Source organism: Chryseobacterium sp. ISL-6 (assembly GCF_018613715.1).
GTDB classification, from domain to species: Bacteria; Bacteroidota; Bacteroidia; order Flavobacteriales; family Weeksellaceae; genus Chryseobacterium; species Chryseobacterium paludis.
Window position 1 is genome coordinate 378954 of record NZ_JAGGPT010000001.1, and the last position, 21680, is coordinate 400633.

Genomic DNA, 21680 nt, shown 5'->3' on the forward strand with positions numbered 1-21680 from the left:
TTATAAATGGGGTAATTCCACAGTAAAAGTAGTTCCTGTGTTTTTTTGTGAAGATACATTGATCGTACCTTTATGAAGATCAACAATCTTTTTGGTAAGCGGAAGCCCTATCCCATTACCATCTGCAAATTCTTTATTTTCCCCTCTGTGAAATGGCGCGAAAATAAAGTTCATGTCTTTTTCTGAAATACCTATTCCAAGGTCAGAAAATGCCAGAATCACCTGATCATCACTGAATATAATGGAGACCGTACTTTTATGATCATCAGAAAATTTGCAGCCGTTCTCAAGAAGGTTGACAAATGCTACTTTTAAGAGGTATTCATTACCATTAACTGAAATTTGATTTTCATCATCAATATCAGTTTTAAAATTAAGATCAATTTTATAATTATGGTTATAATTTTGAACCTGTTGGCGGGCATCCAGTAATATCTCATCGATCCTTACAGGCTTGAATGAAATTTCGGTAGGATCATAGCTTGCTTTGGCAAAATCTAATAAGCTATTGGATAAGCGAACCAGTCTTTTAGAATCATCCAATACGTTATTGATTACCATTTTGTATTCAGCAGTAGTTCGGTCCTTATAAATAGAAAGTTCCAGCTCGGTAATAATCGCCGCAAGTGGTGTTCTTAATTCGTGGGAAATATTGGATACAAAGTTTTTCTGAGCATCAAAAGAACTTTCCAAACGATCCAGCATATCGTTGAATGTATTGGCAAGTTGGGACAGTTCATCTTTATTTCCGGTGGTTTCTAAACGCAGATCAAGATTGGTCGCTGAAATGTTTCTTGCTTTTTCTGTCATTTCATTGACAGGCTGAAATGCTTTTCTGGAAAATATTCTTCCAGCCAGAAAGATGATAATGATTGAGAATATAAATACAATGACGATTGTTTTTAGTAAATTATTAACCTTACTGTATCCATATTGGTCATAGGCAGCAGCGGTAACAAGGTATTTTTGCCCCTGATGCTGATATACTACTCCAATTACCTGCCAGCTATTCTGATAGAAGCTTATGGAGCCTTTAGAATTGATCTCATTAAGCATTTCTGGAGTTTCTTTTACGAAATCAATATCTACTGCATCATGATACAAAAGTTGATGATCAGTATTATAAATGGCTACCTCTACTTCATTTAATGTTTTACGGTTGTTATGATAGATCTCCTGCAAAGTTCGTTTATCTACCTTTGCCTTGAGAAACAAATTTGCTTTTGTAAAGGCCTCTTTATTTAAAAGTGCATAAAACTCAGTTTCACGACTTTTGCTTGCAGAGAAGTAGATTACAAATGCAAATATCAATAAAATAGTTGCTGTAATAATGGTGAATAATATGGTAAGCCGGGTTTTGATTTGCATTACTCTAATTTAAGGATAAATCCCATACCAGATTTGGTATGGATGAGCTTCTGATCAAAATCTTTATCAATTTTCTTTCGTAAATAATTAATATACACGTCTATGAAGTTGGTTCCGGTATCAAAATGGGTGTCCCATACCTTTTCAGCAATCTCTACACGAGATAAAACCCTGTCTGGATTTTGCAGCATATACTCCAGTAATTTGAATTCTTTGGGAGTAAGATTAATATCTTTAGTATTTCTTTTGACCATTTTGGTATGGAGATTCATTTCAAGATCAGCATATCGCAAAATAAAGCCCAGGTTTTTGGATGATTTATTATTTCTTTTTAATAAAACCCTGATGCGTGCCAATAATTCCCTCATCTCAAAGGGTTTTACCAGATAATCATCTGCACCAGCATCAAAACCTTCCACCTTGTCGTCTGTTGTTCCCAAAGCAGTAAGCATAATGATCGCTAAATCTGGTTTGATCTGACGTATTTCCCTGCAAAGATCAATACCATCCATCTTAGGAAGAACGATATCTGTAATGACCAGAGCATAATCATTTTGTAATGCTAATTTTTTTCCTGAAAGCCCATCATAAGCCAACGTTACCATAAAACCCTGTTCTTCCAAACCTCTTTGCGTAAGTTGGGCTACTCTTTGGTCATCTTCTATGATTAGGATGTTCATAAGTACAAATGTATCAAATATTGTTTCGGTAAATGAAAAAGTTTTAGTCGGAGTATTCTTTTAGTAATTCTCTGTAACTCATTAAAACGGTAGATTTTGAAATAAATCCTATAAATCGATTATGTACATCTACAACAGGTAAATTCCACACTCCTGTTTCATCGAAAACCTGAATGATCTTTAAAGGCTCATCTTCAGGATGAATAACAGCGGGTGGTGCTTTCATGATCTGTTGGATTGTAAATGATACATCTTTGTCCCGGTTAAAAAGAAGTGGACGTATATCATCTAAGGTTAAGATTCCTTTGAGCATTTTTTCATCGTCTACTATTGCGAATATATTCTTTTTCCCATTTTTAATTAATTCATACAGATCATTAATGGGTGCATCATAATTAACGATCTGAGAATCTATATCAATCAAATCTTTTGTACGGAGAGAAGACATCAGGTTTTTATCATGTTCATGCGTAAATATTTTTCCCTCATCAGCCATGTTTTTTAATTCCGGAGATATTGGTGAAAACCATTTTGCCATTAGATATGACATCACAGAAACGATCATTAACGGAATAAATAGATCATATCCGAAACTGGATTCAGCGATAAGGAAAATAGCAGTAAGAGGTGCATACAATACTCCACTCATTGCTCCAGCCATTCCGACAAGAACAAGGTTGGTAACAGGTACATCTTCAAAACCAATTTGTTGACAGATCATGGCAAAAAGAAAACCTACTGTACCCCCGGCAAATAACGACGGAGCAAAGTTACCTCCGTTCCCACCACTGAAAATAGTGATAGAAGTAGCAAAAGCTTTTAAGAGGCAGATAAGAACAAGAAATAAAATAACAGTCCAGTTTCCTATCTCAAAATATCTGAAAAGACTATTTTCTATGATCGAGTGTGCATTTCCATTGGTGAAGTCTTTTACAGTTTCATAGCCTTCTCCAAATAATGGCGGAAATAATACGCAGAGTAAAGACAGTGCAGCTCCTCCGATCATAGCTTTACGGATACGGGAAACTTTAAGCGCTTTAATAAAATGCTCGACCTTTTGGGAAATAACCACAAAATACCGCGCATATAAACCGGTTACTATTCCAAGTATTAAATAATATGGAACATTATGATAATTAAATGATTCTCTGGTATGAAATCTGAAAAGGATGTCCTCCTGAAGTAATATCCTTGATAAAAGGCTTCCACATACTGCAGCAACCACTAATGGAATAAAGTCTGAAAAAACAACTCCTGTCAGCAGTATTTCAAATGCAAACATCACCCCTGCTATCGGAGCATTAAATGCGGATGCAATACCCGCCGTAGCTCCCGCAGCTAAGAGTAAAGTTCTTTCTTTGTATCCTAACCGGTAGGTCTGAGCATAGTTAGAGCCAATAGCGGCACCGGTAACAGCAATTGGACTTTCCAATCCGGCAGATCCCCCAAGTCCAACTGTGATTGCACTCTGAACTATCTGTGAATACATTTTTACAGAAGAAACAATACTGGAATTTTGAGCAATTTCATAAAGAATGGCTCCGATCCCTTTTCTGTCTTGCCCTTTAAATAAGGTAAGTACAATACTCGTTGTCAGTACAATCCCTAAAAAAGGAAAAACAATATAGAAAAGGATCTGATATTCAAAATGAACTTTGTTGACAATGAAATAGTGGATGGTATGGACTAAAGTTTTTAGAATCACACCTGCCAGTCCGGCAGTACATCCTACTAAAATACCCGAAAGAATAAGAAATTGGCTACGGCTTAACCTGCTACTTAACCAATGAAGAATAAGCTCATAACTGCGAACTTTTTCGAGACCATATTTTTGAAAGTCTCTTTTAAATTTAAGAAAACTAAGGTATTTTCTTTTATTGTGAATCTTCACGGGTGGCTATTGGGTATTTGACTGTTTTTTATAAGTATTCTTCCATTACTTTATACAGAAAGACCATATAAAGATAGAACTAATGTTAAAAAAAGGATTAATAATTAGTGACTTTTTTACGCCGATTTTAAATAGACGTACATAAGAATAACAAATATATGGAAAAAAGCAGGGATTTTTTATGTGATTCTTTTTTTATTGCTTGCCAATACCCATTCATCTTTTTTACAAACAGAACAATTTCCAGCCTTTCCTGGGTGTTTTATTTCTGTATGACCACAAAAAGTACAGGAATAATGACCTTCTGTATCAATATATTTGATTGTTTGTTCCAGGGAATCGGGCATGATCGGAAGCCCATATTTTACATTGATATCTTCAAAATAAAATACACTGATCTCTCCGGAAATTTCTTCTATAGCCATTTCAATCTGTCCAAGTTGGGAGATTCCTTTTAATCTTAATTCAGCAAAAAATTCATCACTGCCCAGGTTTTCTTTTTTGAAATTATCAATTGAAAATTGACCGTTCTGAACCAGACATATAGATTTCCCTTCGATGATCTGTTCAATCTTTTTATACTTCCCTATTAAGAAAGTGACAATGCTGTAAAGCAGAATAATAACTATAAAAACAATAATGGAAGATATAATTCCAACATCTTTATTGAACATAGGATCACCGGCTGCAGAACCCAAACCAATTATAACAACAAGTTCGAAGATAGAAAGCTGCTTCACTCCTCTTTTACCTAAAATCCGAAGTCCAATAATGATTGTTAAAAACATAATGGCTGTACGCAGAATGATTTCCAGGATAAATGACCATTCTTCGTGTCCCATTAATAATTCTTTCCAGTTAAGCTCTAAGAGAAATATGGATAACATAGAAATTAATTTAGAAGGAATATCCAAAAAATGAGCCACACCCGATATCTAATTCAAAGACTGCCTGTATTGTAGCGGAGACTGTTTTGTTTTTGCTTTAAATAATTTATTGAAAGACTGCGGATGCTCGAAACCTAATTCATAAGCAATCTCAGAAATACTGCGATCAGTTGAAGTTAATTTTTCTTTAGCCTTGTCAATGAGCTTTAAATGAATGTGTTGCTGAGTATTTAAACCTGTGTTATTTCTTAATAAATCTCCCAGATAGTTTGAAGAGAGATTCAGTTTATCTGAGAAATATTTCACACTTGGCAAACCTTTATTTAAAGATATTTCATCATTGAAATAATCTGATAAAAGATCTTCAAATTTTTCGATAATGGTATGATTTACAGGCTTCCTTGTAATAAATTGACGTTTATAAAACCTATTGCTGTAATTAAGAAGTACCTCCAGATAGGAAACGATAAGATCCTGACTTACCTCATCAATTGATGAATCCAGCTCTTGCTTTATATCATCAAAAATACTGATGATTTTTAATTTTTCACGCTCCGATAAATGAAGGGCTTCATTAATGTGATAAGAGAAAAATCCATATTTGGCAATGGTCTTTCCTAACGGATAAGACAGTAGGAAATCTGGATGGAAAAAGATACTCATGCCTTTGCACAAGTCTTTTCCATCGACCACTGATAATGCCTGATTGGGAGCAACAAAAATTAATCCTCCTTCATCAAAATCATAATGTCCCTGTCCATATTTTAATTTCCCTTTAAGGTTACTTTTATAAGATAACATATAAAAATTTGTAACCAATTGTTGCACTTCTGATTCTGAAGAAACTTTGTCATGATCAAACAAAACAATTAAAGGGTGTAATGGTTGTGGAATACCAAAAGCCTTGGTCAATTCTGAAATGGAATCAAAGTAAGTCAGATTGCTCTTTTTTATAGACTGATCAATCATTTTGATAGCGTTTTAATTATAATAAGAAAATGTAATTTTAATCTCATTCCCATTGCAGACTCTACCTACAAAAGTAGGGAAATAAGCTAAAAAGTCTGCAATATGTTTATTGCAGACTTTTATGAGTCTTATATTAATTTTTAAACCCATTAGGCATAAATATTTTTCTAAGATAATCTACATATTCCTGATCCGGTTTGCTGTTGCGGATCTCAAATAATTGTTCGATATCGGGACCTGCAGTATAACGGAGCTGATTGGTATCATCTGTAATTGCTGTATAGATCACTTTGGCCACATCATTTGATGAGAATAAATTATCACCTCCTTCAAATGATTTAAAAAATGATGCCATTTCTTCAGAGAAATCTTTATAATCTTCCAATGTAGGATCGAATGCAAATTCTTCATTGGCTCTTTCATAAAAGGAGGTAGCAATATATCCGGGTTCTACAATTTTAACTTTAATATTTTGAGAATTAAGTTCAAATGCCAATGATTCTGAAAACCCCTCAACAGCAAATTTTGAAGCACTATAAATAGAAAGTAACGGTGTTGTTACCCTACCTGCTCCTGAGGTAATATTTAGAACGGTACCCGAATTATGGGCTCTGAAATGAGGTAAAATAGCTCTGGTAACATTCATAACTCCAAAAACATTAACATCAAATTGAGCTTTGATCTTTTCTTGAGTTACGGCCTCAAAAATCCCCTGTTGCCCATATCCCGCATTGTTGATGACAGCATCAATTTTTCCAAATTGATCGATTCCTTGCTGGATCGCACTATGAATGGAATCTTCCTCTGTTACTTCAAGCTCAGTAACCAGTACGTTTTCATATAGATTCAGTTCCTTTTCTTTTTCAGGATTTCGCATAGTGGCAATAACATTCCAGTTATTCTTTGCAAAATAGTGTGCAGCAGCTTTTCCAATACCTGATGATGCTCCGGTGATTAATACGGTTTTATTCATTTTTTTGTTTTTAAGTACACTGCAAATTTCTATACTTTCACAAAGTCTGAATAAACCGAAATGAGCGAAAAACAAGCCGAAACGGGGCTCTGAAAAAAGTTTGAAAACTACTGAGTAGCTCCTCCGTTTACTAATAAATGCTGCCCATTGACAAATGAGGACATCTCGCTGGCAAAGAATTCTGCAGCATTGGCTACATCTTCTACTTCAGCCAGTCTACCCATTGGACAGCTGTCTATTAACGATTTTCTTAATTCGGGATAACTGTTTTCTTCAGCAAAAATACCGGAGTGGTCTACTGCAAAAGGGATAATAGAATTAACGGTTACGCCACGGTGTCCAATTTCTTTCGAAAGAACATCTACCATATACCTCGGTGTTGTTTTACTTCCGCCATACACTGCCATCCCGGGAACAGGAAAAGCTGTCGTACTGGAAGCAATATAAATAATACGGCCATTATTCTCTACACTTTTAGCTGCCTGCTGCATGGTAAAATAGGCTCCTTTTGTATTGATACTGAATAAACGGTCAAACTGCTCTTCAGTAAATTCTGTTACAGGAGTTTCTACCATTTCTATTCCTGCATTAGCAACAACAATATCTATTTTTCCAAAAGCTTTTTTAGCTTCATTGAAAAGTTTTTCTATTTCAGCTACTTTGCTTACGTCTGCCTGTACTGCAATTACGCCTACATTCATCGCTTTAATATTGGAAACCACTTCATCTGCTGATGATTTGTCTTTAGAATAATTGATAACGATATTTGCTCCTAAAGCGGCATATCGTTCTGCGATAGCTTTTCCCAATCCTCGGGCAGAGCCAGTTATTAAGGCTGTTTTGCCGTGTAAATTATTGTTCATTTTTTTATTTTTATATTAATTAGTAGAGAGAATAAAGAATAAAGAATAAAGAATTGAAAGCAGAGGGTTAAAAGCAAGAGATAGTAATTGAAAAATCAGAAGTTAAATATTAATAGATTAGTTAAACCCGGATTCCGAAACTCTTAACTTTCATCTCTTAATTATTTAAGCCATTCCTCCGTTTACTCCAATATTTTGAGCATTGATCCATTTGGCTTCATCACTAGCGAGAAATACAACTACACTAGCGATATCATCGGTTTCTGCAATTCTTCCAAAAGGATTTAATGAAGCAAGTCTGTCGATCACTTCCTGTGGTTTTCCATTAAGGAAAAGTGCTGTCGCTGTAGGTCCGGGAGATACTGAATTAACATTAATTCCCCTGTTTCCGACCTCTCTTGAGAAAACTCTTGTGAGCTGTTCTACCGCAGATTTTGTTGCTACATATGTTGCATATCCTGGTAACATCAATCGGTTAACAGATGTTGAAAAATTGATGATACTTCCGTTGTCTGCTAATTTAGTCGCCGCTTCACGAAGGGTATTGAAGACCCCTTTTACATTGATATTAAATTGGCGGTCAAATTCTTCATCTGTAGTTTCGAGAATAGTTTTAGTGATCATCACTCCTGCATTGTTTACCAATACATCTATTTTACCATAATGAGCGATAGCCTGATCAAAAAGTGATTTTACGTCTTCCGTCTTACTTACATCTGCCTGTATTGCAATGGCATCACCATTATTTTCTTTGATATAACTGACTACAGCTTCAGCTTCCGTTTTACTTCCTGCGTAGTTTACAATTACTTTCGCATTGGCTTCTGCTAGTTTTTTGGCAACTTCAGCTCCTATTCCTTTTGAAGCTCCTGTTACTAATACTACTTTTCCTGATAAATTGTTCATGTCTTTTTTGATGTTTTAATTTTACATGACAAAGGTAGATTGAGAACAAGTGGTATTTGTTGCAAATAATAAAGCATTATTTGCAAATTTCAAATGTGTTGGAAAGTATTATTACTTTACTTTCAGTTCTTTTCGATATTGAACTGGTGTAGTATGGGTATGTTTCTTAAAGTAATTGCTGAAGTGGGCTGTTTCAGAAAACCCAAGTTTATATGTGATTTCCTTAATGGATATGCTAGAGTTTTTTAATAAAGATTTAGCTTCAGAAATTGTCTTTTCAGCAATCCATGTAGCAATAGGTTTTCCTGTTTTGGTTTTAATAACAGAACTTAGATAGTTAGGATGTAGATTTTGTGCGTTGGCATAATCCTGGACTCTGAAGACTGTTTCTACCTGATCTGAGCTTAAGTCCCGATAATGTTTTTCTAAAAGCTGTTTGAAGGATTTTACAATCTGGGAACTTCTGTTACCTTCATAAATAGGATCGTAATCCTGCCAGAAATATTCTTTTATCCTATAAAATAAAACAGCAAGTAAATGACCGATAATTTTATACTTCTCTGAAGAATTGGTCATATATTCAGAGTGAATCTGAAGATAGATATGCTCTGCTTTTTCATAGAATTCATCTGTAACGGTTTTAGGTTTGATCTTTTCAGTCAATAAAAAAGGAAAATCATCGAAGATTTCTTTGCTGATATACTTTTTCAGAAAGGTTTCATCAAAGGTGATCAGGTAGATCTCTTCAATTTTATCCCATCCAAAAGTCCTGTAGTTGCTGGGGTTTGTAAAATATACAGAATGAGGTTTTACTTCAAATGTATATTCATCGATCGTATAATGTCCGGAACCGTCTTTTATAAACAGAAAGGAAAAAAAGTTCGGACGGTAGGAAGTTGATTGATAAGGAAGTTTAAAACCAATATCTTTTAAATTAAAAACAGAAAATCCCTCCGTGGCATCAATCAGGTTTACCGGCAGGTTTAAATGAGTATATAATTCAAATAATGAATTGGATTCAAAATTAAGATCTTCCATAGTCAATCGTTTAAAATTATTGAATTCTGTAGAAAGCAAAATTATGAATATTGTTACAAAGAAAAGGGTAATTGATCAACAGTTATCACGTATTTTGCAGATTAAGCAGGTTTTTAAATTAGATTTCGCCTTGCTTAAGTGTAATAATAGATTGATTTCAATTCTGTGATTTTAGATAAGATCTGCGCCATCTGCAGATCTACAGGAAATAAAAAATAAAGATAAGTTTAAAAATATACTCTCGCAGATCGGGCAGATTGAGCAGATTTGGATTTTGTGTTTTTTAATCTGTTGAGTTTATGCCAGCAGCGAGAGTATGAGCTATTTCTGTTTTAGAAATAGGTTAAGGACTTCTACGATATTTGTATAGATGAAATCCAGCTCTTCAGAAGTGATACAATAAGGAGGAACCAGGTACATTACATTTCCAAGCGGGCGCATAATAATTCCTCTTGATAAAAACTCATCATACACCTTTTTTCCTATTTCATTAAAATAAGAAGTCTCATGATCTGTACTCAATTCCCAGGCTAAAATGGTTCCAGTCTGACGTACATTTTTAACAAGATGATGCTGGCTAAGGATTTTTGTAAAATCAGTATGTTGTTTACTTATTCTCTGTATAGCAAATTGCGTATTTTCCTGTAATAAAAGTTCCATACTGGCTAATGCTGCAGTACATGCCAGAGGATTGGCTGTAAATGAATGACCATGAAATAGCGTTTTATATTTGTCATCAGATAAAAACGCACTAAAGATCTCACCTGAACAAGTGGTTATACCCATTGGCATGGTACCGCCTGTTAATCCTTTTGAAAGACACATAATATCAGGTTTTTCGGAAAGATGGTTTGCCGCAAACAGCTTTCCGGTTCTTCCGAATCCTGTAAAAACTTCATCCTGAATCATGATAATTTCTTTTGCCCTGCAAAACCTCATCAATTCACTCAGGTCTTCCGGAGAATGCATAAGCATTCCTGCTGCTCCCTGTATTAAAGGTTCATAGATAAAACATGCCACTTCATCAGCGATATGTTCAATCTGATCTTTTAATGCTTCGAGATTTTCAGAATTAGGAGTTTCAATAAAGATAACTTCAAACAACATTTCTCCAAAAGGCTGCGTCCATACACTTCTTCCACTTACAGACATGGCGCCGAAAGTATCCCCATGATAAGCATCTTTAAAAGCCAGTATTTTCGTTTTTGCTTTTTCTTGATTATAAGCATATTGGATACACATTTTTAATGCTACTTCTACAGCCGTTGATCCATTATCCGAGTAGAAAACTTTCCCTTGATTTTCAGGAAGCAGGTTTAGTAAATTTTCCGAAAGCTGTATAGCCGGTTCATGAGTAAAACCTGCAAAAATAACCTGCTCTAAGGTATTCAGCTGGTTAAATACACGTTGAGCAATATATGGATTGGAGTGTCCGTGTAAGGTAACCCACCATGAAGAAACTGCATCAATATATTTTTTTCCTTCATTGTCATAAAGGTATACTCCTTTTCCCCTGATGATAGGAATAGCATCATCAGCCGTTTTCATCTGAGTATACGGATGCCAGTTGACAGCCCGGTCTCTTTTTTTTAATTCGTTGTCCATTTAAAATGTATTTATGTACTGATGTAAAATGTATTTATGAAAAATTGGAGATATTAGAAGTTAGATTAATTAAACCCTAATGCTCTCAAACCCCGAACTTCGAATCTCGGAATTCTCAACTTTCCACTTTCAATTTTCAACTATTATAAACTGTTCATCCAAACTTCTTCTGCTCTTTTCTTTGGTTTCAGCCCCAGATTATTCAGCATCTGCATATCTTCAGATACGCCTGGATTTGGTGTTACTAGTAACGTTTCTCTTTCTCCTGTGAAAATTGAGTTGGCTCCGGCCATAAAACACCATGCCTGTTCAGATTCTGTCATTTCGATTCGGCCGGCACTTAAACGAACCATTGATGAAGGCATGACAATTCTTGCGGTAGCGATCATTCTTACCATTTCCCAGGTATCTACTTTTGGATTGTTTTCAAGAGGTGTTCCAGGTACTCTCGCTAAAGCGTTAATTGGAACTGATTCCGGGTGTCTGGGCATTGTTGCCAATGTCAATAACATGGAAATACGATCACCATTGGTTTCTCCAAGACCTATAATTCCTCCGGAACATACTGTTATTCCGGCGTTTCTAACGTTATTGATGGTGTTAATTCTGTTGTCAAATGTTCGGGTAGAAATGATTTCTTCATAATACTGCTCTGAAGTATCCAGATTGTGATTATAGGCATAAAGTCCTGCTTCCTGAAGTCTTATCGCCTGTTCTTCTGTGAGCATTCCTAGTGTACAACATACCTCTAATCCTAATTCGTTCACCCCTTTTACCATATCAATAACCCGGTCAAAATCACGGTTATTACGAACTTCACGCCATGCGGCAGCCATACAGAATCTTGAAGAGCCTGAGTCTTTTGCTTTCTGGGCGTGTTCAATTACTTTTTCTGTAGGCAATAAAGCCTGTACTTTGATATTGGTATGATAACGTGCTGCCTGTCCACAGTAGGAACAGTCTTCCACACAACCTCCTGTTTTAATAGATAATAAAGTAGATATCTGTATTTCTTCCGGATTATGCCATTCGCGATGTACAGTAGCCGCCTTGTAAATAAGCTCCATTAAAGGCTGATTAAATATCTCTTCTATTTCCTGTTTGGTCCAGTCATTTCTAAGTTCTGTTTTTTTATCCATTTTGTAAATTGTTTGCGATTAATTCTATTTTTTCCTTTGTAATAAGATCTACATCCGGAACTCTGATTATTTTTGTTTTTTTACTTGTATAATTGATTATTACCCTTTCAGTATCAGGAGGAAATTCTCCGTTTAGGATTAAATATTCGAGCAATAATCCTTTTTCTTTCAATGCCATTATTGATAATAAAGTATGGTTGATACACCCCAGATAATTTCTGACGACCAAGACCACTGGAAGTCTTAACTTTTCGATGAGATCAATCATTAATTCATTGTCTGAGACGGGAACCATCAATCCCCCAGCTCCTTCTACAATAAGAGAATTTGATGTTTCCGGTAATTGAAAATCATCAACCCGAATTTGTATTCCTTCCTCCGCAGCAGATTGATGAGGTGATGCGGCCAATTGTAAACGATAGGTTTCAGGATGACAGACTACCCCGCTTCCTACCCAATCTTTGATTTTCATACTGTCCGTGTTATGAAGGTCTCCCGATTGTATTGGTTTCCAATAATCTGCTTTAAAATGTTGAGTTAAAATAGCAGAACAAACGGTTTTTCCTATTTCGGTTCCTATTCCGGTGATAAATAATTTCATGTTTCAATATTTTCGTAAATGTGAAATGATAAAAGTCCAGAATTGACCATCTGTTTTATTGTTTCACGATTTTACTTTCTTATATAAATTCTTTAAGTGTTCTGACAAGCTCTATAATTTCTTCTTCGGTATTAAAGCTGTGCAGACAAACACGTAACCTTTCTGTACCTTCTTTTACAGTAGGACTATAGATAGGGTATGTAAGCATTCCTTTTTCAGATAAATTATTTTGTAAGATTTTTAATTTTTGATTATCCCGGATTATAACTGCCTGTATAGGACTGTTTTCTGAAGAAGGAGTTTTAATAGCCTGTGCCCTGAAAATGTTTATGTTATACTGGAGCTTTAGCGATAATTCAGGATGCATCTGAAGAAAATCATACCCAATTTTTATGGACATCCACTGTATATCCTGAGCAGAAGTAGTATAGATAAAAGGAGAAGCAAAATTGATAAGATAGGTTTTGATCAGTTCATTGGTCAGTATTGCTGCACCGTGAGCACCAAGTGCTTTACCATAGGTAATTACGGTAGCCAAGACATAATCCTGTAATTGATGTTCTGCAACCATTCCATATCCTAAAACTCCAAAAGCATGAGCTTCATCAACCAATAAACCTGCAGAATATTTTTCAGCGAGTTGAACAATTTCCTGAAGTGGAGCAAAATCTCCTTCCATCGAATACAAGCTTTCTATTGCGATATAACATGTGCCATCAGTTCGTTGAAGTTTATTTTCTAAACTATCAAGATCATTATGTTTGAATTTTGTTTTTTTTGCATGAGACATCATACAAGCATCGTGTACTGACCGATGAATCTGGTCATCAATGATAATCGTATCCTGCCTTCCGGGCAGTGTTGAAAATAACGCCAGATTAGCATTATATCCGGAGGGGAAAAGCAATGCTGAGTCATATTGATGTTGTGCGGCAATAAATTCTTCAGTTTCTGCAGCTATTATGCTATTGCCACTAATCAGCCTTGATCCTGTACTTCCAGATAATAATGCTGGATTGTCCTGAACTTTTTCAAGCAATAATTGTTGAAGCTCCTTATTTCTGGCTAAACCTAAATAGTCATTAGAATAAAAATCAACTCCTTCAGTTCTATTCTTTAAAGACCTGAAGATTCCCTGTTCCTTTCTCTTATCTAATGCCTGTTGCCATTGAACAAACTGACCTGCTGACATTTCTAATTAAGCTGTATTACTTCTTTAGCAATAGAATTAATCCATTGATCGTGTAATTCATGTTCTATTTTCAGGATATTTTCAGCATGAGCCTGCCAGTCTTCTGAAAATTCATTCAGCTGATTGATCATTTCTTCAAGATGCCCTTCTTCTTCCAGAATAATAGATTTTACCATAATTTTAGAAGATTCTTTAGTAAGGATATCCTGATATACGGGATATAATTCGTCGGCGCGTACCTCTATCGCGTAGGTCACAAAAAGATAAGCAGCATATTTAAGCTCTTCTTTATTTAGCGTAAATGCTTTCTGTAAATATTTACAGGCTTTAATATCCAAAGAATGAAGATACTGTCGTGTAGCTAATGAAGCCAATAGCTCTTCTTTTTCATAAGTTTTACAATAATCAGGATTCAGTTTTCCAATCTGCTTTTTCAGGTAATAAGCATGGCGGTGCTCCTCTGCAGCATGTTTTAGCTGGATCTGACTAACCTGTGTGGGATGTTCGCAGCTGGAGATTTTTCTGGCCCCTGCATTCTCCATAAAAGATAATGTGTTCAGCCATTTGGCGTGAATCTCATTATTCTTTACAATGCTTTCTAATAGATTGTAAAATTCCATGTATTTTTATTTTGGATCAAATGTAGTATATTGCCGGATGGTTGAATGGTGCCAGTTTTAATATTATGGATAGTCCGGTTGAAATTCCGTATCAAAGTTTTGTGAAAATCAGCAGAACCTCAGATACTTCAATTTATATGCAGATTGCAAATCAGCTCATTAATGCAATTCAGAGAGGTTTTCTTCCTTTTGGAACTAAGCTTCCTGGAACCAGAGCTTTAAGTCAGACCCTTGAGGTTCACAGAAATACGATTGTAGCGGTCTATGATGAATTATTTTCCCAGGGTTGGGTAGAAAGTATTCCAAATAAAGGGACTTTTATCATCGGGAAAAATCATGATGAACCTTTACCTTTTAAAGAATTCGGAAAAAATGATCTGGAACATTATCCTAAAATAACCGGTTTTTCTTTTAAAACATCCAATATTCTGGACAATCCATTTGAACATTCTGCCTGTGAATATCTTTTTAATGATGGGGTGCCGGATATCAGACTGACACAGATTGATCAGCATTCTAAGATATACAGTGCTATTTTGAAGCGAAAAGCACATCATAAAATGCTTGGCCATTACAACCATGACGGGAGTGAATTTTTTAAAAAGAATCTTTCCAGATATCTGAATCTTTCGCGGGGCTTGCCCATTTCAAAAAATAACCTGCTCATTACAAGAAGTACGGAGATGAGTATTTATATTGTTTCAGAAGTTTTGCTGTCACAGGGAGATACTGTATTGGTAGGTGCTTTGAGTTATTTTTCCGTTAATATGATCTTTCAGAAAGCAGGTGTAAATATTGTTTCAATACCGATTGATGAAGAAGGTATTATGGTAGAAAATGTACGGGAAGCCTGCAAAAAGCAAAAGATACGCATGCTGTATCTTACACCCCATCACCACTATCCTACCACAGTAACATTGAGTGCACAGAGAAGGCTGGAATTGTTGAACTTAGCGAATGAATTTGGATTTATTATCCTAGAAGATGATTACGATTATGATTTCCATTATGATAAAAGTCCTATCCTTCCACTAGCCAGTGCAGATACGAACGGAATGGTGGTCTATATCGGTTCATTTGGGAAATCATTGGCACCGGGATTTCGAACCGGGTTTATTGTAGCACCAGAAAATCTGATGGCAGAACTGCGGAAATATTTAGGAATTATAGACCGGCAGGGAGATATTCTGATGGAACAGGTTTTGGGAGAAATGATTGCCGAAGGCGAAATTCATCGTTATCTTAAAAAATCAGTTAAAACTTATCAGGAAAGACGAGATCAATTTGCTCTTTTACTGGAAGAATATTTAGGAGAATTCATAAAGTTTCAAAAACCATCAGGTGGTTTAGCAATCTGGACAGAATGGAATATTCCAATGAACCTGATGCAGCTAAGCCGAAATTGTGCTCAGAATAATCTTTTTATCCCTAAAACTTTATTATATCAGAGTAAAGATCTTACTGCAATGAGATTGGGTTTCGGTAATCTAGATTTTGAAGAAATGAAACAAAGTATAAAGATATTGTCTGAAAATGTGAGAAAGCTTATTTAAACGTGGAATTCTTTGTATTTAAATAATCTCTCACTGTTCCTTGTATTTTAATTGATCTGCGTAATCTGTAAAATCTGCGAGAGAAAAAACTATTAATTTTTAACGCAAAGATTTATAATTGATACTTTTGAATTTAAGAAGGCAAAGATGAATCAACAAGTTGATTGAAGAAGCGAAAATCTAAAATTTTAAATAATTATATCTTGGAGATCTGGCAGGTGTTTAGGTTTTATTAATCTGCGTAATCTGTGAAATCTGCGAGAGAAAATTTAGATTTTAAATTAAAAAAGAGCAAATATAATTTGCACTTTCTTAGGTCTTGTTTCTTTTTATTTTGAAAAAGAATGTCTTTTTTTATGAATATGATGATGCTTTCTTTTTTGAGGTCGCTTCTTTTTTCTATTTAAATAAATGATAAATCCTGTGATAGGAAGTGAAACAGCGATCATCCCTGCAAATAAAAATAAAAACCTCCCTGCAAGTCCGAATATACTTCCGGTGTGCAGATCATAGTTTCTTTCTCTTAATGCAGTTCCATAACCTATATTCTTGTCTTTATAAGATTGATGTTTTAAAATTTCTCCGGAATATTGATCAAAATTGAATTGCTCATTCTGGTATTGTTTATTACCGTAAGTCACTTCAGCATAATAGGTTCCCTCCTCTTTCTTAGGAAAGGTGATAAGTGCTGATTCTTTACCGGCTAAAGTTTTTTCTACTTCACTTCCAACAATATTTAAAATGTCCTTTTGATTTGAAAAATCTCCAGATGGTATTTTACTTTTAGCTTTTTGTTCAGTATGGATTTTCCCATTCAGTGTTTTCTTTACCCATTTATCAATATCTTCAAAATTCCATATCACTGCGGCATATGAAATAAGAATCAGAGGAATAACAGCATAGAAACCGAGAACATTGTGACTGTCGTAATTAATTCTTTTCCAATTGGCAGATGTTTTAATAGAAAACATACCTTTTAAAGCATTCTTATTCATCTTTCGGGGATACCAGATCACCAGTCCTGAAAAGAGCATAATCGCTAAAATAAGTGTTGAATATCCTGTAATGGTCTTCCCTATTTTCTCTCCAAGTAAAAGTCTTCGATGAAGGTCCATGACGATCTCAAAAAAATCTGTTTTTGCATTTTCAACTTCTAGAACTTTTCCGGTGTAAGGGTCAATATAAACCCTGTAATAATGAACATAAGTACCCCAATAAGTCAAGGCTTCATTATTCATTTTTAAAGAACGGAATGCATAACTTCGGGATGGGTCTGAAGATATTTCTACCCTGCTGACTTTTAGGCTGTCTGGCAATGCTTGCTCTGCTTTTAATTTAAGCTCAGAAAACTGTAGTTTTTCCTTCTTTATATTTTTTACGAAATACTTTTCCGGATAGAATGTCTGTTTTAATTCTTTTTCAAAAGCGAGAATACAACCTGTGACTGCCATTATTACAACTATAAGCCCGGACGTTAGTCCGAGCCATAGATGTATTTGATATGTAATTTTTCTAAATCTGGGATTCATTGTTAAAACTTAAGACTTACCTCTGCAACAAAGTTACGAGGCATTTGAGCTACTACAACGCCCTGTCCTGAAAAATACTGTGCATTTCCTAAATTATTCATTTTAAATCCTAATCTGTACTTCTCTTTTTCAAGAGATATAGAAGCGTTGACCAAAGTATAGGCCGGGAATATAAATTGTCCTGTAGCTGCATTATCGACAGTGATCTGTTGACCAACACGGTTAACTCCAAAACCTACGCCTAGCCCTTGAAGTCCGTTGATTGGAAGTATATAGCTGATCCATGAATTGAATATATTAGCTGGGCCTGCAGTTGATGGACGGCGACCTTCTGTAGCAGCAGCTGATCTTACAAATTTACTGTCATTATAGGTATATCCTGCCATAATATTAAGACCTTGAATCGGATTCAGGATAGTTTCAATTTCAATCCCTTTACTTTTCTGCTCTCCATCTTGTGTTGTGATTCTATAATCGGTTCCATCACGATTCACTACAATTTCCTGAGGCATATTGTCAACAAGAATATCATAATACCCAACTGTGAAATTCACTTTATTTCTCCACAAATTTCCTTTTACTCCTACTTCCCATTGTTTAGCCATTTGTGGCTTCAAAACACCACTGTAATCAGGTAATGGCTGTGTAACTGGGGCTGTATAGCTGAAACCGTTCATATAGTTGGCATAAGCAGATAAACGATCTTTAAAGACCTGATACAATAAGCCTACTTTAGGAGACCAGGCATTCTGATTAAAGTCTCCCGTACGGGTATTATTGTTTAGGTTAAGTTGTCCTTTACTTTCATAATGATCAAAACGTAAACTAAGCAAAGTAATCAAACGGTCTGTAATATAAACCGCATCTGAAACATATGCCCCATAAACATTAGACATTGCCGTATTTCTGATCATCGGTGATTTGTTAAGTTTGATAGCAGCATCAGTAAATTCTTGTATTTTTTTAAGTGCCAGATCTTTAGATATACCTCCATATGTCCCCGTTATTGTTACTGGCGGTGACCCTGGCGTTTGCACTTGTACTGGCGCTGTAAGATTTTTACCATCAATTTGATCAAATACAACAATTGGAGAATTATTATTGTTTAAAGACTGATTCAAGTAGTCTAACCCAACAAGTACTTTATTTTTGATGTTACCAATTTTAAATTCTCCATTAAAGTTCTGTTGAATGCTGGTAGATGCCCCTTCAGAATTCTGCCACTGTACATTTCGTTCCAATAGGTTATCAGTATTTCCTCTCATGAACTGATACTGGTATAATCCTTCTGTTTTTCTGTAGTTTCTTGAGATCAAAGTCTGAGAACTCCAGTTATCAGAAATTTTATAATTCACCTCAGCTTTTACATTGATTGATGGAGCTTTTAAGGTCATATCATTATTTGAATAAGACTTTTTCCAGTCAAACCCAAGTTCATCTGGAGTCCTCGAGGTAAACTGTCTGTTTCTCGGCAAAAAGATGATCGGCGTGTTAGTTCCTTCATAGGTGTAAATCTGTGCACCCAGATTGAACTTTAATCTGTCATTTACCTGGTAGCTGAATGTTGGAGCTACAAACATTGACTTTCTGAACTCAGAATCTCTGAATCCATTTTGATACTGATAAGCAGCATTCAAACGGAAAAGTGTTTTTCTGGAGTCAGTAATAGGGCCATAAACATCCGCTGTAACACGGTTAAGGTTATAGCTTCCCAAAAGATAAGAAACCTCACCTCCGAAATAATCTTTCGGTTTTTTAGTCACTACGTTGATTAATCCTCCAAAAGAGGTAACCGCACCACCATACAATGTTCCGGAAGGTCCTTTAATGACATCGATACGCTCAATATCAGCAGGATCAATTTCCGAGTTAGTTGTTGCTGGAACACCATCTACCATAGAAACCCTTGTAGGGAATCCTCTTAAATTATAATAGAAACTACCATCTCCTGCTCTTCCCGGGCTGCCCTGCATTTTTACAATACCTGGCACGTTCTTCAATGCATCAGAAACATCATAAACAAGTTGTTCTTTCAGGATCTGCTGATTGATACTGGTGTACATCTGTGGATTTTCCAAATTTTTCAATGGCATTTTTGAAATTGAGGTACTGTCTTTATCCAGAAATTTATTTCTGCTAAAAGCATACACCGTAATTCCTTCAATAACATTGTTTTCTACTGCGGTGTAGATCACCGGGATTTCGTAGACATCTTTCTCAATACGGATGGGTTCACGAGTCAGTTCAATATCATTTAAAACCACCTGAAGCGTATAGTCTCCAGCGGGTACATTTTCAAAATAATATTCTCCTAAATTATTGGTTTTCGCCTGATATGGCGTATTTACTAATCTTAAAAGTGCATTTTTTACAGGCGCTTTATCAGACAGCATGATCTTGCCGTTTACGCGTTCACTCTGCTGTGCAGAGACAATAAGAGGAAAGCTGACAAGAAGTAAAAGTAATATAAGGGTTCTAAATGTTTTCATGCTGTAAGTTTTGTAACAGTGGATAGTTTATTTTGCCGTTTTGTGATAATGGGAATGATTCTATGTGTTCGGTGCGTACGTACTGCGGATTGATACGAAGTTTATTCTTAATGGTATCCGTAATGATCTGAGGATCGATCTCATTGTTGTCATAAAGAACAATGATCTTTTTGTCGTTAGAATTCAGACATACAAACGTATTTCCTTCCAGTTCATTTTTAAGGATAAATTCAACTTCATCCAGGTTAAGACGAATTCCGAAAAGCTTCATGATCCTTTTTATCCTTCCTGTAATATAATAAAGTCCATTCTTTCCTCTTTTTGCTGTATCTCCTGTACGAAGAACTGAAGGTTGTTCATAAGAAGAAAGGTCTTCGAGTTTGTTGGCATAACCGCCACAAATACTTGGGTGAAGAAATAGAAGTTCATCCGTTTCTTCATCGATCTGAAAACTTCCACCTTGTACTGGAGTACCAATAGAAGTTTCCTCTTCAAGAAGGCCTTCTGTTGTAAGATAGGCCATTCTTCCACCTGCTTCAGTCTGTCCGTATTGGGCGTAGAATTCTTTTCCAAACTCCTGGCAATAATTGAAAATGGTCTTTCTCAATTCACCATTGATCACTCCTCCCGTATGGGTCATGTATCTCAGGCTGCTGCTGTCTTTTCTAAAGAATCCTATTCTGTTAAGATTTTCATATAGATAAGGAACACCACCCAATGTACTGTATCCATATTCTTCCATTTCATCCCAGAATGCTTTCTGCATGATATCTTTATCTGTGCATACTATTTTCGCAGCACGCATACAGTTGGTGGTAAAAATAGAAAATCCGTACACGAAATTAATCGGTACGTTTAATGGGACAACATCAGTTTCGAGAATGGGCATATACTGAAGGATGCTCAATGCGTTCTGATAAAGATTTTCATCAGAAAGCTTAACCAGTTTAGGAACTCCTGTTGTTCCTGAGGTACTCAAGAGGATCTTGATGTCAGGATGAATTGCAACTTCGGGTTTATAATCTTCTTTAACAAAGATCTTTACCGTTTCTGAGAATTCCTTTAAAACATATCCCTCAATCTCTTCCCTTGATGGGTCAAAGATGTATTTCGGACGATACTCTGTTTCCAGACGGTCTTTGAAATCTGTATGCAGTTTTTGTCCTAAGACTGCAATAGCATGTGCTGTACCATAAAAATTGAGAAGAACCTCAATACTTGACAGCTGATTGTCATTGTATAAAAAGACCAATCCTTTTTCTACAGGATTTAAACCCAATGACCGGTATAGTGTTCCTATCGGGACACTTTTGCCGCTGGAAGCCTCCGTGAAAGAGAGGCTTCTATTGGCAATTACATTTTCTAAAATTTTCATAT

At 35.6% G+C, this 21680-nt stretch carries 18 protein-coding genes; 1 reads left to right on the top strand and 17 read right to left on the bottom strand.

The features are described from left to right. The 14 genes from J7E44_RS01765 to J7E44_RS01830 all read right to left on the bottom strand — a co-directional run bounded on the left by J7E44_RS01765 (position 1) and on the right by J7E44_RS01830 (position 14732). Positions 1–1368 carry a HAMP domain-containing sensor histidine kinase gene (locus J7E44_RS01765; RefSeq protein ID WP_214824929.1) on the bottom strand — a complete coding sequence of 456 codons (1368 nt, stop codon included), beginning with the start codon at positions 1366–1368 and terminating at the stop codon, positions 1–3. Beyond that, positions 1368–2048, bottom strand: coding sequence for a response regulator transcription factor (locus tag J7E44_RS01770; RefSeq protein ID WP_214824931.1), 681 nt, complete (start codon positions 2046–2048; stop codon positions 1368–1370). Before J7E44_RS01770 ends, J7E44_RS01765 begins: the two co-directional genes overlap by 1 nt. Positions 2049–2091: 43 nt before the next feature. Next, positions 2092–3939 (bottom strand): chloride channel protein, encoded by a 1848-nt coding sequence (locus tag J7E44_RS01775; RefSeq protein ID WP_214824933.1) that lies wholly within the window; start codon positions 3937–3939, stop codon positions 2092–2094. Positions 3940–4118: 179 nt separating this feature from the next. Then, entirely contained in the window at positions 4119–4826 is a 708-nt protein-coding gene (locus J7E44_RS01780; RefSeq protein WP_214824935.1) for a DUF421 domain-containing protein, read from the bottom strand. 48 nt (positions 4827–4874) lie between these two features. Beyond that, a complete protein-coding gene (locus J7E44_RS01785) occupies positions 4875–5795 on the bottom strand; it encodes a helix-turn-helix domain-containing protein (RefSeq protein ID WP_214824938.1) in 921 nt (306 codons plus the stop codon). 133 nt (positions 5796–5928) lie between these two features. Beyond that, positions 5929–6768, bottom strand: a complete 840-nt coding sequence (locus J7E44_RS01790) for an SDR family oxidoreductase (protein ID WP_214824940.1) — start codon at positions 6766–6768, stop codon at positions 5929–5931. A 107-nt stretch (positions 6769–6875) separates the two neighbouring features. Further along, positions 6876–7631, bottom strand: coding sequence for an SDR family oxidoreductase (locus tag J7E44_RS01795; protein ID WP_214824942.1), 756 nt, complete (start codon positions 7629–7631; stop codon positions 6876–6878). A 165-nt stretch (positions 7632–7796) separates the two neighbouring features. Continuing rightward, entirely contained in the window at positions 7797–8537 is a 741-nt protein-coding gene (locus tag J7E44_RS01800) for an SDR family oxidoreductase (RefSeq protein WP_214824943.1), read from the bottom strand. 111 nt (positions 8538–8648) lie between these two features. Further along, positions 8649–9575: a helix-turn-helix domain-containing protein gene (locus J7E44_RS01805; protein WP_214824944.1), complete on the bottom strand. Its 927-nt coding sequence runs from the start codon at positions 9573–9575 to the stop codon at positions 8649–8651. Between the two features lie 321 nt (positions 9576–9896). Next, positions 9897–11180 carry an adenosylmethionine--8-amino-7-oxononanoate transaminase gene (gene bioA, locus J7E44_RS01810; protein ID WP_214824945.1) on the bottom strand — a complete coding sequence of 428 codons (1284 nt, stop codon included), beginning with the start codon at positions 11178–11180 and terminating at the stop codon, positions 9897–9899. Between the two features lie 143 nt (positions 11181–11323). After that, positions 11324–12319: a biotin synthase BioB gene (gene bioB / locus J7E44_RS01815; protein WP_214824947.1), complete on the bottom strand. Its 996-nt coding sequence runs from the start codon at positions 12317–12319 to the stop codon at positions 11324–11326. Then, on the bottom strand, positions 12312–12920 hold the full coding sequence (bioD, locus tag J7E44_RS01820) for a dethiobiotin synthase (protein ID WP_214824949.1): 609 nt from the start codon (positions 12918–12920) through the stop codon (positions 12312–12314). Before bioD ends, bioB begins: the two co-directional genes overlap by 8 nt. Positions 12921–12999: 79 nt before the next feature. After that, positions 13000–14112, bottom strand: a complete 1113-nt coding sequence (locus J7E44_RS01825) for an aminotransferase class I/II-fold pyridoxal phosphate-dependent enzyme (protein ID WP_214824951.1) — start codon at positions 14110–14112, stop codon at positions 13000–13002. Between the two features lie 2 nt (positions 14113–14114). Then, positions 14115–14732, bottom strand: a complete 618-nt coding sequence (locus tag J7E44_RS01830; protein WP_214824954.1) for a hypothetical protein — start codon at positions 14730–14732, stop codon at positions 14115–14117. Between the two features lie 65 nt (positions 14733–14797). Here J7E44_RS01830 and J7E44_RS01835 point away from each other — a divergent pair, with 65 nt between their 5' ends. Then, positions 14798–16285 (top strand): aminotransferase-like domain-containing protein, encoded by a 1488-nt coding sequence (locus tag J7E44_RS01835; RefSeq protein WP_214824957.1) that lies wholly within the window; start codon positions 14798–14800, stop codon positions 16283–16285. Positions 16286–16614: 329 nt separating this feature from the next. On the opposite strand, the gene J7E44_RS01840 is transcribed toward J7E44_RS01835, so the two are convergent. The 3 genes from J7E44_RS01840 to J7E44_RS01850 are packed head-to-tail and all read right to left on the bottom strand — an operon-like array spanning position 16615 to position 21678. Then, positions 16615–17814: a PepSY-associated TM helix domain-containing protein gene (locus J7E44_RS01840; protein ID WP_214824960.1), complete on the bottom strand. Its 1200-nt coding sequence runs from the start codon at positions 17812–17814 to the stop codon at positions 16615–16617. A 2-nt stretch (positions 17815–17816) separates the two neighbouring features. Further along, positions 17817–20303: a TonB-dependent receptor gene (locus J7E44_RS01845; RefSeq protein WP_214824963.1), complete on the bottom strand. Its 2487-nt coding sequence runs from the start codon at positions 20301–20303 to the stop codon at positions 17817–17819. Continuing rightward, positions 20290–21678, bottom strand: coding sequence for an AMP-binding protein (locus J7E44_RS01850; protein ID WP_214824966.1), 1389 nt, complete (start codon positions 21676–21678; stop codon positions 20290–20292). The genes J7E44_RS01845 and J7E44_RS01850 overlap by 14 nt, the downstream gene beginning before the upstream one ends. Positions 21679–21680 lie beyond the last annotated feature (2 nt).

Coding starts and splice junctions, on each gene's coding strand:
- J7E44_RS01765 (WP_214824929.1), bottom strand. CDS start 1,368: ATGCAAATCAAAACCCGGCTTACCATATTATTCACCATTATTACAGCA.
- J7E44_RS01770 (WP_214824931.1), bottom strand. CDS start 2,048: ATGAACATCCTAATCATAGAAGATGACCAAAGAGTAGCCCAACTTACG.
- J7E44_RS01780 (WP_214824935.1), bottom strand. CDS start 4,826: ATGTTATCCATATTTCTCTTAGAGCTTAACTGGAAAGAATTATTAATG.
- J7E44_RS01785 (WP_214824938.1), bottom strand. CDS start 5,795: ATGATTGATCAGTCTATAAAAAAGAGCAATCTGACTTACTTTGATTCC.
- J7E44_RS01790 (WP_214824940.1), bottom strand. CDS start 6,768: ATGAATAAAACCGTATTAATCACCGGAGCATCATCAGGTATTGGAAAA.
- J7E44_RS01795 (WP_214824942.1), bottom strand. CDS start 7,631: ATGAACAATAATTTACACGGCAAAACAGCCTTAATAACTGGCTCTGCC.
- J7E44_RS01800 (WP_214824943.1), bottom strand. CDS start 8,537: ATGAACAATTTATCAGGAAAAGTAGTATTAGTAACAGGAGCTTCAAAA.
- J7E44_RS01805 (WP_214824944.1), bottom strand. CDS start 9,575: ATGGAAGATCTTAATTTTGAATCCAATTCATTATTTGAATTATATACT.
- bioA (WP_214824945.1), bottom strand. CDS start 11,180: ATGGACAACGAATTAAAAAAAAGAGACCGGGCTGTCAACTGGCATCCG.
- bioB (WP_214824947.1), bottom strand. CDS start 12,319: ATGGATAAAAAAACAGAACTTAGAAATGACTGGACCAAACAGGAAATA.
- bioD (WP_214824949.1), bottom strand. CDS start 12,920: ATGAAATTATTTATCACCGGAATAGGAACCGAAATAGGAAAAACCGTT.
- J7E44_RS01825 (WP_214824951.1), bottom strand. CDS start 14,112: ATGTCAGCAGGTCAGTTTGTTCAATGGCAACAGGCATTAGATAAGAGA.
- J7E44_RS01830 (WP_214824954.1), bottom strand. CDS start 14,732: ATGGAATTTTACAATCTATTAGAAAGCATTGTAAAGAATAATGAGATT.
- J7E44_RS01835 (WP_214824957.1), top strand. CDS start 14,798: ATGGATAGTCCGGTTGAAATTCCGTATCAAAGTTTTGTGAAAATCAGC.
- J7E44_RS01840 (WP_214824960.1), bottom strand. CDS start 17,814: ATGAATCCCAGATTTAGAAAAATTACATATCAAATACATCTATGGCTC.
- J7E44_RS01845 (WP_214824963.1), bottom strand. CDS start 20,303: ATGAAAACATTTAGAACCCTTATATTACTTTTACTTCTTGTCAGCTTT.
- J7E44_RS01850 (WP_214824966.1), bottom strand. CDS start 21,678: ATGAAAATTTTAGAAAATGTAATTGCCAATAGAAGCCTCTCTTTCACG.